General features: G+C 31.6%; 12 protein-coding genes and 1 pseudogene. 10 read left to right on the top strand and 3 right to left on the bottom strand.

What is annotated here, in order from left to right:
- Positions 1-9 precede the first annotated feature (9 nt).
- Positions 10-840, bottom strand: a complete 831-nt coding sequence (panB, locus tag BUA21_RS04945; RefSeq protein ID WP_072743657.1) for a 3-methyl-2-oxobutanoate hydroxymethyltransferase — start codon at positions 838-840, stop codon at positions 10-12.
- Positions 815-1,696: a Rossmann-like and DUF2520 domain-containing protein gene (locus BUA21_RS04940; RefSeq protein WP_072743655.1), complete on the bottom strand. Its 882-nt coding sequence runs from the start codon at positions 1,694-1,696 to the stop codon at positions 815-817. Before BUA21_RS04940 ends, panB begins: the two co-directional genes overlap by 26 nt.
- 207 nt (positions 1,697-1,903) lie before the next feature.
- Here BUA21_RS04940 and BUA21_RS15075 point away from each other — a divergent pair.
- The 10 genes and pseudogenes from BUA21_RS15075 (at position 1,904) to BUA21_RS04890 (ending at position 13,639) form a co-directional block, all read left to right on the top strand.
- Positions 1,904-2,430 (top strand): annotated as a pseudogene (locus BUA21_RS15075) (cysteine hydrolase family protein).
- 96 nt (positions 2,431-2,526) lie between these two features.
- Entirely contained in the window at positions 2,527-4,290 is a 1,764-nt protein-coding gene (locus BUA21_RS04930; protein WP_072743653.1) for a sigma 54-interacting transcriptional regulator, read from the top strand.
- A 233-nt stretch (positions 4,291-4,523) separates the two neighbouring features.
- A complete protein-coding gene (locus tag BUA21_RS04925) occupies positions 4,524-5,801 on the top strand; it encodes an L-cysteine desulfidase family protein (RefSeq protein ID WP_233242540.1) in 1,278 nt (425 codons plus the stop codon).
- A 318-nt stretch (positions 5,802-6,119) separates the two neighbouring features.
- Positions 6,120-6,467, top strand: a complete 348-nt coding sequence (locus tag BUA21_RS04920) for a PadR family transcriptional regulator (protein ID WP_072743651.1) — start codon at positions 6,120-6,122, stop codon at positions 6,465-6,467.
- Complete coding sequence (locus tag BUA21_RS04915; RefSeq protein ID WP_072743649.1) at positions 6,451-7,698, top strand: FtsW/RodA/SpoVE family cell cycle protein; 1,248 nt, start codon at positions 6,451-6,453, stop codon at positions 7,696-7,698. The genes BUA21_RS04920 and BUA21_RS04915 overlap by 17 nt, the downstream gene beginning before the upstream one ends.
- A gap of 31 nt (positions 7,699-7,729) precedes the next feature.
- On the top strand, positions 7,730-7,933 hold the full coding sequence (locus tag BUA21_RS04910; protein ID WP_072743648.1) for a hypothetical protein: 204 nt from the start codon (positions 7,730-7,732) through the stop codon (positions 7,931-7,933).
- Positions 7,934-8,266: 333 nt separating this feature from the next.
- The gene (locus tag BUA21_RS04905) at positions 8,267-8,614 is read left to right on the top strand and encodes a hypothetical protein (protein ID WP_143147132.1); all 348 of its coding nucleotides are present in this window, start codon (positions 8,267-8,269) and stop codon (positions 8,612-8,614) included.
- Positions 8,615-8,908: 294 nt separating this feature from the next.
- On the top strand, positions 8,909-10,543 hold the full coding sequence (gene abc-f, locus BUA21_RS04900; protein WP_072743644.1) for a ribosomal protection-like ABC-F family protein: 1,635 nt from the start codon (positions 8,909-8,911) through the stop codon (positions 10,541-10,543).
- Positions 10,544-10,739: 196 nt separating this feature from the next.
- A complete protein-coding gene (locus BUA21_RS04895; protein ID WP_072743642.1) occupies positions 10,740-11,519 on the top strand; it encodes a hypothetical protein in 780 nt (259 codons plus the stop codon).
- Positions 11,520-11,524: 5 nt separating this feature from the next.
- Positions 11,525-13,639 (top strand): DUF3160 domain-containing protein, encoded by a 2,115-nt coding sequence (locus BUA21_RS04890; protein ID WP_084604155.1) that lies wholly within the window; start codon positions 11,525-11,527, stop codon positions 13,637-13,639.
- Positions 13,640-13,696: 57 nt separating this feature from the next.
- Here the strand turns inward: BUA21_RS04890 and BUA21_RS04885 are convergent, their stop codons facing one another.
- Positions 13,697-15,385, bottom strand: a complete 1,689-nt coding sequence (locus BUA21_RS04885; protein ID WP_072743640.1) for a peptide ABC transporter substrate-binding protein — start codon at positions 15,383-15,385, stop codon at positions 13,697-13,699.
- Between the last annotated feature and the right edge of the window lie 281 nt (positions 15,386-15,666).

The raw sequence follows: 15,666 nt of genomic DNA, 5'->3' as shown, positions 1-15,666 counted from the left end.
TGTCGCCCCCTATTTATTTAATTCATCTAATATCTTTTCATCTATTTTAAAGCTGTGTTTTTCTTCTGGAAAATCACCCTTTTTTACATCAGTTATATAATCATTAATTGCTTCATTTATATCTTCTTTTAAATTTTTATATTGTTTTACAAACTTGGGAGTGAAGTCAGAGTACATCCCTAACATATCATTTACGACCAATATTTGACCATCACAGTACTTTCCAGCACCTATTCCAATAGTAGGTATTGATATACTTTCAGTGATTATCTTTGCTATTTTTTCAGGTATGCATTCTAAAACTATTGCAAATACTCCTGCTTCTTCTAAAGCTTTAGCATCATCAATTAGCTTTTGTATTTGATTTATAGTCTTTCCTTGTACCTTAAAACCGCCAAACATATTAATAGATTGAGGTGTTAAACCAATATGTCCCATTACAGGTATTTGTGCTTTTATTATTGCTTCTACTTTGTCTATAATTTCAATTCCACCTTCTAATTTAACACAATGTGCATTTCCTTCTTTAATCAATCTGCCAGCATTTTTGATACTTTCTTCTATACTTATGTGGTAGGACAAAAAGGGCATGTCTGCAACGATTAAAGCGTTTTTAGCACCTCTGCTTACTGCCTTTGTATGATGAATCATATCATCTATTGTAACAGCTAGAGTATTTTCATAGCCTAATGTTACCATCCCTAGAGAGTCTCCAACCAATATACCATCTATTCCTGCTTCATCAACTAATTTTGCCATAGAATAGTCATATGAAGTTATCATTGATAATTTTTCATTATTATTTTTAGCATCTTTAAATGTCGATATAGTCTTTTTCATTACAATCACCTCTTAGTATTTTTTGCAATTCACAAATAGTATCATTTGATAAGTTTTTTTGCACTTTTGCAATTTCCAATGCTATTGTCCCCAAACTTTTATATATTTCATAATATTCATCAAGATTATCTAAATGTTTTTCAACAGTGTGTATATCTCCTCGTACTATTGGACCTGTTAGTGAATTATCAATTCCGCTTTCTTTTATATTATTTATTGTGCTTTCCATTAGAGGATATATTCCATTCACACATTGAGATTTATTCAGTCCACATTTAATGAGCAAATTTTCTGCAATCTTTGCCAATGAAACTATATAGTTAGAAACAAATACTGCTGATGCATGGTATAGTGGTTTGTTTTCTTCTTCAATTACAAAATAATTTATATTAGCTTTTTGAAGAAGTGGTTTTATTTTTTCAATATTTTCACCTTCTATTGAAAAAATGGTATTTTTTAAGTTTGATGAATTTTTCCCTGCGAAAGAATATAATGGATGAAGGGAATAGCAGTGTGCATTTTTATCTTTATAACCAGTAAATACACTAGAAGATAGACAGCCACTCATATGGAATATGAATTTGCCTTCTAAATCATATTTAAGCATTTGATTCCATATGTTGCTGATCACATCATCTGGTGTTGTTATAAAGATATAATCAGATTTTTTAACTAGCTCATCAAAGTTAAGAGGTGAGCTTCTAGTTAGGTTTGCGGCATAAAAAGATGAAGATTTACTTCGGCTATAGTAGCCAACAATAGGTAAATCCTGCTGTTTGAGGTAGTGTCCGAAGGAACAGCCAACCTTTCCGGCACCTATAAAACCTATATTCATTTTTTTCACTCCTTGTACCATAGTCCCATTCCAAAAGGATATGAGCCATATAAATAATAACATAAAAAGATAAATTAAATCAATAAAAAAGCTTTCATGAAGGAAAACAATTTGTTTTATAGAATATAAACATAAAAAAGGCTTCCAATAAAAAAATTAAAAATTAAGGTAGCCTTTTTTGAAACTCATTTCGGAAAGTTTTATATTAAGGAAAACTAGAACTTTCCTATGGGTTATAAAAGAATATTTGGAGGGATAAAGATGAAGGCCTTGTTAGTTATTGACATGCTGAACGATTTTATTTCCGAAAATGGAGCATTATATACAGGAAAGGCAGGGGAGAAAATAATCAATTTTGTCGGAGAAAAAATAGCTAGTTTTAGAGAAGAAAAAAATTCAGTAATTTTCATCTGCGATAATCATGAAATAGATGACAAAGAATTTGATATGTTCCCATCTCATTGCGTAGCAAATACTGAAGGGAGCAAAATTATAGAAGAGTTTGAAGTAAAAAAAGAAGATATAGTGCATTTTTTGGAACTGATTTAGATCTTTATCTAAGGGAAAAAGGAATAGATGAATTGTATGTAGTTGGAGTTTGTACAAATATATGTATACTATATACTTGTGCAGATGCTCGAAATTTAGGATATAAGGTCAATATATATAAAGATGGAGTTGCTAGTTTTGACTTAGATGCTCACAATTTTGCATTGAAGGAAGCAAAGAAAACATTAGGATGCAAAATATTATAGGCAAAGCGATATCTTTTAATTTTTGCGGTATAATGATATTAGGATTCAGAGGGAATAAAATATATTGATGTGATATTTAATTTTGGAGGAGATACTATGGATTTGTTTAGTATTCAAAAATCAGCCCAAGAAGTAGCAGAGGCTATTTCTGCTGTGTTGAATGTAGATGTAACTATTGTAGATGCAAATTTTAATAGGGTAGCAGCTACAGGAGAATACAAAAATTTAATAGGCGAAAAGATACCTAAAAATTGTTCCTTTGAATCAATAGCAAAAAGAAAAAAACCAGAGTTTATAGACAATCCAAATATAAGTCAAAAATGCATGGAATGTAGTCTAAAGGGAAGTTGTGCTGAAATGGCAACTATAGGTTATCCTATAATGAATAATGGAGAACTATTAGGTGTCATAGGGCTTATAGCTTTCAATATGGAACAAAAAAAGAAAATCCAAAAAGATTATGATTCCTTGATAGTTTTTTTAAATAAATTGGGAGATTTGTTGGCTGGAAATTTAAAATATACAAAAACTATAACTGAACTTACAATACAAACTGAAGAAATCAATATGATAATAGATGGTTTAGGCAATGGCATTATATGCACGGACAATGGAGGAATCATAAAGTTTATCAATTCTAAGGCTGAAGATTATCTAAAGATAAAGGGTGAGACTCTAGTCAATAAATCTATATTTGAGATAATCCCAGATTTAAAATTAGATTTTAAAAAACCAAGTCCTATTGAAGTAAAAGTGACTGTGAATAATAAAAGAAAAAGCTTTATCATAAAGACAATTCCAGTTATGATAGAAGATAAAAATGTAAGCAATATAATTGAGATCCACAAGACCTCACATATGATAAGAAATGCATATAAGCTTATAGAAGGGCAAAATAGCATTACATTTGAGCATATAATAGGTAATAGCCCTAAAATAATGGAAGTAAAAGATATATCTAAAAAAGTTGCACCCAGTAAATCTAGTGTACTACTTAGGGGTGAAAGCGGAACAGGAAAAGAACTGTTTGCAAGAGCAATTCACAATTCAAGTGACAGAGTGAATTGTCCTTTTGTAGCTATAAATTGTGCTTCAATACCAGACAATCTATTGGAAAGCGAATTATTTGGATATGAAGGAGGAGCATTCACAGGAGCTAGAAAAGAAGGGCAAATGGGGAAATTTGAATTGGCCAACGGAGGCACTTTGTTTTTAGACGAAATAGGAGATTTACCTATACATTTGCAGCCTAAACTCTTGAGGGTTCTTCAAGAAGAAGCTTTTATGAGAGTTGGAGGAAAAGAATTGATTCCTGTTGATTTTAGACTCATAGCTGCTACCAATAGGAATTTAGAAGAGATGGCATTGGATGGAGAATTCAGAGAAGATTTATATTATAGATTGAATGTGATACCTATTCATATACCTCCTCTGAGAGAAAGAATAGAAGATATAGAAATATTGAGTGAATATGAACTTGAAAAATATTGCAATAAACTAGGTATAAATTCGAAATATTTTTCTAGAGAAGTACAAGAGGCCTTCAATAAATACAATTGGCCTGGAAATGTAAGAGAATTAGAAAATGCAGTTGAATATTTAGTAAATGTAGTTAAAGGCGAAGAAATAAATTTTGAAAACTTACCTTATACTATTAAGAAATATTTTTTAGATAATAAAGATAAGACAAATAAAAGTGGAAAATTGAAAGATATAATAGAGGATTATGAAAAAGAAATTTTAAAATCTTATCTAAAAACCTATGGAGATACTACTGAAGATAAGGGGAAAATTGCTTCAATATTGGGAATAAATTTATCTACACTATATAGAAAATTGGCTAAATATAATTTGCAATAATGCAAATTCCTTTGCAAAAATGAGAAAAACATAAAACTTTTCGAAATGGGTTTCGAAAAAGGCTTCCTTGATTGTTAAAATGCTTTCAACGGAAGCCTTTTCTTATAAAAAATTTGCATTTATAAGAAATTTTTTTGTTGTAAAAAGGTGAAGAAGAGTTAAATGCCCATTTGCACTTTGGTATGTTTCTTGCATTATTATATGATAAATACTTTATTTAAGAAGGTGCTAAATTGGAAAACAGGTATATGAAAGATTTGATAAACATGGTCAAACAAGATGCAGTTCCTGCATTGGGATGTACTGAGCCTGTAGCTGTAGCTTATGCAGCAGCAGCTTCAAGAGATTATATAACAGGAACTATAGATAATATATATATAAAGGTTAGCAAAAATATATATAAAAATGGTAAGTCTGTCATAATTCCAAATACAGATGAATGGGGACTGGATTTAGCTGGAGCATTGGGAATTTTAGGTGGAGATAAGAATGATGGTCTTATGGTTTTAAGAAAAATAGATGAAGGGACTATTGAAATAGCTCATGAAATGTTAAAAAAAGAAAAGGTAAAGGTAGATTATGTAGAAAATGTTCCAGATGTATTTGTAAATATTCTAGTCAATACTTCTAAAGAAGAAATAGAAGTGGAATTAAAGAATTGTCATACCCATATTGAAACGATCAAGGTTAATGGGAAAACTGTATTTGAAGACAAAACTGATATTGAAGACAAGGCATCATCAGATTTTTTGAAGGAATTGAGTTTTGTTGAGATTAGAGAGATATGTGAAACTATACCTTTAGATGAGCTTAAGTTTATTGAAGATGGAATCGAAATGAATAGAAATGCTGCTGAAAAGGGATTGGAATATGGGAATGGCATGAAAATAGGTAAGACCCTTAAAAAACTCCAAGATGAGGGGAAAATATGTAGGGATGCTCCAACTCAAGCAAGAATTTTGACAGCTGCTTCTGCTGATATGAGAATGGGTGGGGGAGATTGTCCTATAATGACTAGTGGGGGCAGTGGAAATCAAGGACTTGGGGTAGTACTTCCTATTTCAGTAGTTGCAGAAGAAAAGGATATCCCAAAGGAAAGAGAGATAAGAGCTGTATTTTTGGCCCATGTAATAAATAAATATGTAAAGATATATACGGGAAAATTGTCAGCTATGTGTGGCTGTGCAATTGCAGCTGGAATTGGCGCTGGTGCAGGGATTACTTGGCTTTTAGGTGGAGATGATGCCCAAATTCAAGGTGCATGTCAAAATATGTTATCTAATTTAACTGGAATGATATGTGATGGAGCTAAAGAAACTTGTGCATTAAAACTATCCACTTCTGCTGGGGAAGCTGTTATAGCGGCTTATTTAGCTATGGAGAACATTGTTGTACGTTCAAATACTGGAATCATTGGCTCTACCATAGAGGATACCATAAAAAATTTAGGTATCTTATGTAGAGATGGATTAGCTGCTACAGATTCAGTCATTATAGATATAATAGATTAATAGGGAACGATTTTTATCGTTCCCTAAATTTCTGTATAGTCAAAAATATTCCACGGATATTCATCATAAGGTAAAGAAATATATGTAGAATTTGCTTTTTTAGTAGGGTGGTCAAAGCTTATTTTATGAGACCATAGTGCAATTTGTGTCCAACCTCTTTTCTTGACAAAAGTTTTATTGTGCTACAGGAGGGACGGTTCTCGCTGTCGCAAAAACATTTGAAACTAATATTTTTCCCATTGACATTGGTATAATAGAGTGATATCTTTATACATAGATAATCTATGTATCGAATATCTATGTATAGGAGGTGAGCTTGTGAAAGTTAACAATGAACTAATTAAGGGAAGTACGGATATGTTGATATTGAGCTTGTTAGAAGAAAAAACTATGTACGGATATGAAATAATAAAGGAAATGGAGAATAGGTCTAAAGGAGTTTTTGAATTAAAAGAAGGAACATTGTATCCATTACTTCACAAATTAGAAGATGAAGGTCTATTGAAATCTCAATGGGGAAGTGGAGATGGCAAAAGAAAGAGAAAATACTATAGTATTACCCCTAAAGGCAAGAAAGTCATTGAAGAAAAGAAAAATGAGTGGGGGGTATTTGCCGAAGCTGTAAAGAGAATTTTGGAGGTGAACTTGTATGGATTTGCTGGCTAATCAAAGAATTAAGATATATATGGATACAGTTTGTTCATGTGTTAAATTTAGAGAAGCACATAGTGAAATAAGAAGTGAAATTGCAACACATCTTATTGACACTGTAGAGGAACATGAAAAAGAAGGCTCCACTAAAGAAGAAGCCATAGATATGGCAATTAAACAAATGGGAGATCCTCTTGAAGTAGGAAGGCAACTAAATAAGGTACATAAGCCAAAACCAGAGTGGAGCATATTGGCATTGGCACTTATTTTTTCAATAATGGGAATGCTTATCGTTTATATTATTCAATCAGGCCTATTTCAGAAATCACTTTTTATGATATTGGCAGGAGCTGTTGCCATAGTTTTTTTATATTTCTATAATTACAGAAGACTTAAACCACTTTCTAAATACATATACTTGGCAACAACAATTTTACTTTTGCTTGATATAAGAATAATTGGGTCAGGTGTTGATATAGCATATATAGCTCCAATATTTTATGCATTGGCAATGGCAGGTATGTTTGCTGATGATGAATGGAAAAAAAGAAAAGGTATTGTAAATTTAGGAGTATTCGTATTACCTATGGCAGTGTTTCTTTTAAGAAGCTCTTGGTCATCCTTAGTTTCAGCAGTTATGTATTTTGTTGTGGCATTGGTTATAGCCACAATGTCAGGAATAAATATTAAGTATATTTTAGGAGTGGCTGTTTTAATAATATCAATTGGATTATATAATGTTTTTAGTGTAGATTATAGAGCACAAAGAATACGTTCGTTTTTAAGCCCCGAAAACTTTGCAGGGGGTGCTGGATATATAGATATTCAATTAAGAAAACTTCTCACATCTGCAGGGTTGTTTGGAAATGGATTTGGTACCAATACGAATTTAATACTTACATTGCCAGAGATGCATACGAATCTGATATTTTCATATATTGTATATACTTTAGGGTGGATAGTAGGAGCAATTCTAATATTACTAATAATAATATTTTTTATAAGATTGATAAAAACATTTAAGAGTATTAAAAACTCATATGGTAGATTGATTGTTGGAAGTTTCGCTTCTATATTTATAGTTCAGTTTTCATACAATATACTTATGATTTTAGGCTTAGTACCTTTCGCAGGATTTTCTTTGCCATTCATAAGCTATGGCACAACATTAAATATGGCTAATATGGCTATGATAGGTATCATATCGAGTATATATAGAAGAAAAGACATATTATTAGAAAAGTGAGATAGCGTGAGACAACTGAGACAGTTTTGCAATGTTGAAAATTGAGAACGTTGGGTGGATTGAAAAAGAAAAGCCTAAAATTGGACCTTATGATGCGATTGTTAAACTTATAGTGATTGCACCTTGTGCATTGGAAGTACAAAATGAATTTTATAAACATTCGGGGGAGATGTTTACAGGATGGGAATTTTCGAGTATAAAGGATTCGGAAATGGTACATATGATTTGGCTATGAATGCATTATTGATGGCAAAAAAATTGAATATTCAAGATTAGAAGCATCAGCTACGTATACTAAGGTACATGAAAATTATGGGTATTCAAGAGGGGATATAACTGATTTTTTTGAAAAATTAGAAGTTAAAGCTACTGTTAGCAAAGTTCTTACAATGAATGACGAACTTAAATGTGATATGAATATACCTAAACAACATATGAGAGAAGATATTAAGGATTCAATAAAAGCAATATTGTTAAATAAAAATACAAAACATTTGAATATGCATTTATACAATGTTTTACTATCACTAATCTTTAAGGCAAAAACATATGGATATTGTGATGATTTATGCGTGGTGGTGAAATGCAGAAAATTGCTATTGCAAGGGGATTATATAAAGATTCTTTGTGTTTTATAGCAGATGAACCAACAGCGGCTCTTGATTCTTTAAGTGAAGCTGAGATTTATAAAAGAATTCTAGGTGAAACTAAAAATAATGCTGTAATATTTATCTCACATCGAATGAGTAGTTGTAAGGACTGTGATGATATAATTGTGATGGATAACGGGAGTCTTGTAGAGCGTGGAACTCATGAAGAATTAATTGCGCAGGAAGGTATATACAATTTACTTTGGAGTACACAGGCAAAGTATTATGCGACAGTGAGCTATCCTCACCGTCACATGTCACATTAAATAGGTTCACTTACTGAGATAATTATGTTAGAATATAGTTAACATAAAAGAAAGGTAGGTATTAAGAAAAATGAGAATGTAATCCTTTTATAAGAATATATTAATTTTAATATTCAACTTAAAGACCTGTTTTATAGGTGCTGTTGTTATATTTAAACATTCTGGAAGGGATTACAATTTCTAAATTTATTAGGTATTTTAATATATGGTAAATGATGTTGTTCTATATGGAAGTTTATGCCATTCAAATATGATTAGTAAGTAATTCCTCCAGTTTAATTAGGAGGATTTTTTATGTTATGTTTTAAGGCTAATGATGTAAAAATGTACTTTGGAAATAGATTAATTTTAGATATTAAAGATTTAAAAATTTATTCAGAAGATAAAATAGGAGTAGTAGGTTTAAATGGTAGTGGGAAAACCACTTTATTAAATTTAATATCCAATCAAATAAAACCCGACCAAGGTTATATTAAAACCTACGGGAAGATATCCTATATAAAGCAGTTAGAATATGAAAAAGGAAGTAAAATAGATGGAAAGTATTTAAGCCAGCTTGGTCTAAAAGGTAAAGATCAAAAGGTTATGAGTGGCGGTGAAATAACTAGGATGAAGATTGCTAAGTCATTAAGTGTTTATAGCGATATACTTTTAGCGGATGAGCCTACTTCTAATCTTGATCTTGAAGGCATTCAATTTCTAATAGATAGATTATTAAATTATCAAAATGCCATAGTTCTTGTTTCACATGATAGGGATTTGTTGGATACAGTTTGTAACAAGATAATAGAAATACAGGATGGAGAGCTAAGGATATATAATGGGAATTATTCAGAATATGAAGAGCAAAAATTAGTTGAACAAAAGAACAAAGAAACTGAATATGAAAAATATATACAAAAGAAGGAAGAATTAGAAAGGGCAATAGTTCACATTAGCAATAAATCTAGAACTACAAAAAAAGCTCCTAAACGTATGGGAAACTCAGAAGCTAGACTTCATAAAATGGGGAATCAAAATGCTAAAAAGAATTTAGATAATTCGTTTAAAGCCATGGAAACTAGGTTGGAGAAACTAGAAGTTAAGGAGAAAGTTAAAGAAATAGAAGAGATTGATTTTGATATGGTAGGTGTCAAAGATATACACAGCAAAATTGTAATTGAAGGAAAGAATATAAATAAATCTTTTGGAGAGAAAATTATATTTAAAAATGGAGAATTCCAAATATATAATGGTTCAAAAGTAGCATTGATTGGGCCAAATGGCTGTGGGAAAACTACTCTATTGAAAATAATATTGAACGGAGAAAAGGGTATAAGGATTTCAAAAGCTGCAGATATTGGCTATTTTGCCCAAGACTTAAACATACTTAAAGAAGATAAAACTATTTTGGAAAATGTAATGGAATTGACTATGAGTGATGAGGGGGTTTGTAGAACTATATTATCTAGGTTGCTTATTAAGAAAGATGATGTATATAAAAAGGTAAGTATTTTAAGTGGGGGAGAAAGAGTTAAGGTATCTTTTGCAAAGATATTTTTGAGCAATTTCAATATACTGATTTTGGATGAACCAACTAATTATTTAGATATATATTCTGTAGAGGCTATGGAAAATGCTATAAAGAGCTACAATGGTACAATATTATTTGTTTCTCACGATAAGAGGTTTTTGGAACAAGTAGCTGATACTATTATGTATATAGAAGATTATAAAATTCACAATTATGATGGAAACTATAAAGAGTATATAAGAAGTAAAAATAGGCAAGATGCTCAAGAGGCAAAGGAAAATAAAGAAAAAAGGGCAATATTGGAGCATAGAATGACAGAAATATTAGGCAAGATTTCCGTAGCTTCATCAAAAGATGATATTAGGGCTCTTGATGAAGAATATAAAGAAATTCTCGAAAAGTTAAAACAATTCTAAATAGGCAGTTTAAAATTATCTTCAGCTTCTCATTGCGACAGCGAGAACCGTCAGACAGCGCAGAAATTCAATTGGGTATGTGTACCAGCCCCACTTTTAAGAAAGTCAATGGAAGTTTCATCCGTTTTTACGCAACCTGCCGTCCCCGCTGTCGCCTGCTGTTGCGTAATCTAATACCAAAAGTGGAGTGAGATATGTGGAAAGGCAAAAAGTGAAGTTCCTTTTTATAATTATGCTTATTGTTGTCATTGCTGTTGTTTATAATTTTATATCTAGTCAAGCTACTGTATATGATACAAATTTTAAAATACATAAAAATAAAATAACTCTTTATAATGAAAGTGGAGAAAAAATTGATATTTATACACTAAAAGAAAGCATCAAAGCATATTCTATAGGCGACATAGATGGTGATGATAAAGATGAGTTAGTACTGTTGACGGGTAGAAGATTTAGCAAATATGGAAAAAATGTAGTTATCTTTTCACTGAAAGGGAAAATAGTTGAAATATACAGAGAAGATTTTTCAAAACTAAACCCGTGGAAAATTGTATTAGGAGATATAGATGGAGATGGGAGTTGTGAAATATCTGTAGGTGTATATAAAAAAACACCTTTTCATCAGGTAATGGCTAAAAGACCATTTATATATTCCTATGAGGACAATGTACTCAGACCAAAATGGAGAGGTTCAAGACTGTCGAAACCTTTTACAGATTATGATTTCTGTGACATAGATGGAGACGGAGTAGATGAAATTTTAGCTATTGAAGTACTTGAAAACAAAGAAAAAGTGATAAATACTTATAAATGGGAAGGATTTGGCTTTCAAGGGTTTTTGCAAAGCCAGAGTTTTAGAGATATAAGAAGATTAAAGACTGTAGATGGTTTGGCTTATGTAGAAATCAAAGATAAGGAGGGGTGGTATCTAGGAAAGGTAAAAATAGAAGAAAATAATATAAAAGTGGAGAGGTGAATAAATTGAAAAAAGATTTATTTTCTGTTGTTTCTTTGACTTTGATATTAGCTATCATAATGACTGGATGTACAAATAAAAATGAGGGAATTGCAGACAAGTCCCGTAGAAAAGATATTTCAGTTCCATATGAACAGACAAAATATGAAGCAAAAGTAAAGCCATACAAAGTGGATTCTCAATTGTCAAATGTCGAAAACATAAATAAGTTTGGAGAATTTTCAAAAGAACAAGTAGAACTTTTGGAGAAGAACAATTTTGTAGTCAATCCTACTAAAGAAGAACAATTATTTTACATCTATGAAGACAATGAATATAAAGATATACCTTCATTTATTACTGCAGATTCAGTATTGCAAGTTTATCACATATTTTATGACTATACTTTAAGAACTGTAGAAGATCAAAAGCTTATAGAATTACTTGAAGAGCTGACAGACAATATGCTAAAAGACTCAATTTCTGTTTACAAAGAAATGAAAGACAAGGAAATGAAAGATATACAATTGAAAAACATCGCATATTTTTCTATTGCAGAACTTTGCCTTGAAAAGGAGATACCGGATGAAGTGCCTAAAGAAGCAAAGGATTTAGCAATGGTTGAATTTGAAAAAATAGAAGAACACGCAGGATATCAAAACTCTAGTTTATTCCCCTATGAATTAGACTATAGTCAATATGTACCGAGGGGGCATTATACTAGAAGTGAGGATTTTGAAAGATATTTCAAGGCTATGATGTGGTATGGTCAGGCCCCATTTCCTCTATATTCTAAGGGAAAAGAAAAAAATATTGAGGGAACCCTTCAAGCCTTGCTTATGACATATAGTTTGTATTCAAATGAAGAGAGCTATAAAATGTGGGAGCAAATATATGAGCCAACAAATTTCTTTGTTGGAAGTTCAGATGATTTAGGTATCTATCAATACGGAGATCTACTATTTAAGATATATGGGGAAAACCCAGATTTAGACAAATTAAATGACAAGAAAAAATTAGATAAGTTCTACAAGGAAGCTGACAAACTTCCAGAGCCAAAGATAAGCCCTAAATATACTTCTGTGACTACTCCAGCTGGAAAACAGTTTAGGTTTATGGGGCAAAGATATGTTTTGGATGCTGAAATCCTTCAAGAGTTAGTAGAACCAATTGTACGACCTATACCATCTGGACTTGATGTGATGGGCGTGCTAGGTTCTGACAGAGCAAAGGAAATTCAAATGGGAAAGGCAGAAAATCAAGGCTGGGATGAGTATCCAAAGATGTTTGAAAAAATGAAAAATAAGTTTGGGAAAATAGAAGAAAGTGAATGGAAATCTAATATGTATCAAGGATGGTTGTGGACTTTGAAAGGATTGCTTGAACCCTATGGAGAGGGATATCCTTCTTTTATGACCAATGAAGCTTGGATTGATAAAAACTTAAACACAGCCCTTGGAAGTTGGTCAGAACTTAAACATGACACCATATTGTATGGAAAGCAAAGTGCAGCAGAATGTGGTGGTGGATATGGGGAATCCTTGGGATATGTAGAGCCAAATATAAAGGTATATGAAAAACTATTGTGGCTTACTAAATATTCGAGGGAAAATTTGAAACAGAGAGATTTGTTGGTAGAAAATATAGACAACAAGATGGAAAATTTCGAAGAACTTCTCGAGTTTTTGATTAGATGTTCTGTAAAAGAGCTCAAAAACGAAGAACTAACGGAAGAAGAATATTATGAGATAGTTGTATATGGAGGGACATTAGAATATTTGACTAGTTCATTTGCTGGAGAAGGAATGCGTTGGTTTGAAATAACATCAGAAACAGATAAGAATATGGCAGTTATAGCGGATTTCCATACTATTGCTCCAAATGAGTATAGCGAAGGTGGATACATGGAAGCAGGAGTTGGCCCTGCATATGAGATATATGTTGTAGTGCCAATAAAGGATAAACTATATTTGACAAGAGGGGCAGTATTTAGCTATCATGAGTTTATATCAAATGAGAGACTTACTGATGAAAAATGGCAAAAGCTAATAAAGGAGAACAACAAGCCAGATATGCCTGGATGGACGGATTCATTTATAAGAGCTGGCAAGGGAGAAATACCTTTTACAAATGGATACTAATGTAAAATAAGGAGGTTATGATTGATAATTTATCGGTCATAACCTCCTTATAGCTTTTTATTCTATATATGCATATTTCAATTCCATATCTCCAAATGCGGGACACATTACTCCTTTAACATTCTTATGCATATAGGTATTTTTTGTCCAGTATGCATAAGGAATTATAGTTGATTCATCTTTTATTAAAATACGTTCAGCTTCTTTAAAAGCTTCAAGTCTTTCTTTACTATCTATACTAGTGGAAGCAAGTTTTATTAAGTTATCATATTTTTCATTGGACCAACCGGTTCTAACTATCGTACAACCACTTACCCATAGTTCTAAGAAGGACATAGGATCATTATATCCACCACCCCAAGATTTATATGCTACTTGATAATCTAAATCTCTGGTTCTATCTTGGAATACTGGCCATTCAACACGTTCAAGCTCAACATTTATACCAAGTTTTTGTTTAAGTTCTTGTTGTAGATATTCACCAAATATTTTTCCACCATTTGAATCAGATGGCTGCAATACAGTGATTGTGATTTTGCTTGGGTCTTCATCCATGCCTAGTTCCTTCAAACCTTTTATCAACAATTCTTTAGGATCTTTGTTTTCTTCAAGCAATTCCTTTATAGGATCTCCACATTTTTCTCTGAAGTTTTCTCCATCTATATATACTGGTGGTGCTATCCAACCATAGGCAGCAATTCTGGTATCATTAAATATATCTTTTTGTATTTTTTCTCTATCTAAAGCTACGGAAAAAGCCCTTCTTACATTTGCATTTGAAAATAATTTGTCTTCTTGATTAAAGAACATATAAGTTGTTGTAGGTTCAAAACCTGATGATGTATTGAACTTACCAGATTCATCTAGTTTTTCAATCCATTCAGCACTGTATACTCCAGCTATATCCAATGAACCATTCAACAATTCGCCCATAGTTGCATTTTCATCGTCTATTATTTTCATTTCTATTTTATCCAGTTTCACTGAATCTTTGTCCCAGTAGGAATCATTTTTGGCTAATATTACTTTACTGTTATGTACCCATTCCTTTATAATAAATGGCCCACAGAAAACCATTGTTTCAGGTTCAGTACCATATGTATCACCATGCTGTTCAATTATATCTTTTCTTTGTGGTTGCATTACCCTAGAATAAGTTAAACTTAAGAAATAAGCACATGGATATTCAAGAGTAACTTTAAGTGTTTTATCATCCACAGCTTCAATTCCAGCTTTTTCAGCTTCAACTGTGCCATTTAGAATTGCTTCAGCATTTTTTATTGGCATTAAGAGATCAGCACAAGGAGAAGCTGTATTTGGATCTAATGTCCTTTTTACACCATAAACATAATCTTCAGCAGTTACAGGTTTTCCATCTGTCCAGTTAAAATCCCTTAAATGGAAAGTCCATACCAATCCATCTTCACTTGTTTCCCAAGATTCAGCACCTGCTTTTTGTATAATATCATTGCCATTTTCATCTTGTTCAAGTCTTGTGAGTGATTCCATTACTTCAGCTAATATGCAACCAGAATTTCCATCTGATCCTTTTGCAACGTCTAAAGAACTTGGTTCATCATCTAAAATGACCTTTAAATATTGTTCTACATCATTAAATTTTTCTTCGTGTTCATTAGTATCGGCTTTAGATTCATCAAGTTTATTATTTTTGCCACATCCTGTTAGAATAGAACTTAGGACTAAAGTTAGAACTAAAAAAAGTAAAAATATTTTTCTTTTGTTCATTTGGTTTTCCTCCCTTTTTATTGTATTTTTATTAAAGCAAAAATTGTCGTAATATATCATATTATGACAACAAAAGACATATCAAATGGAGTATATCATCACTTTTTCCTATATTCAAATAGCAAAATTCTATAGAAAGGAGATGGCTAATTATAATAAATAATAGTATCAAATTTCTAAAAAGTGAGGCATTATTAAAAGATGAATTATATATTAAGAATAATTCTAAAATTTATGATTTTTATATATAAACATTACATTTTAAAAGATATTTTAAAATA

This window comes from Sporanaerobacter acetigenes DSM 13106, from assembly GCF_900130025.1.
Classification (GTDB): Bacteria; Bacillota; Clostridia; order Tissierellales; family Sporanaerobacteraceae; genus Sporanaerobacter; species Sporanaerobacter acetigenes.
Note: the sequence above shows the minus strand (reverse complement) of the source record. Positions and strands in the feature narration are given on the sequence as shown.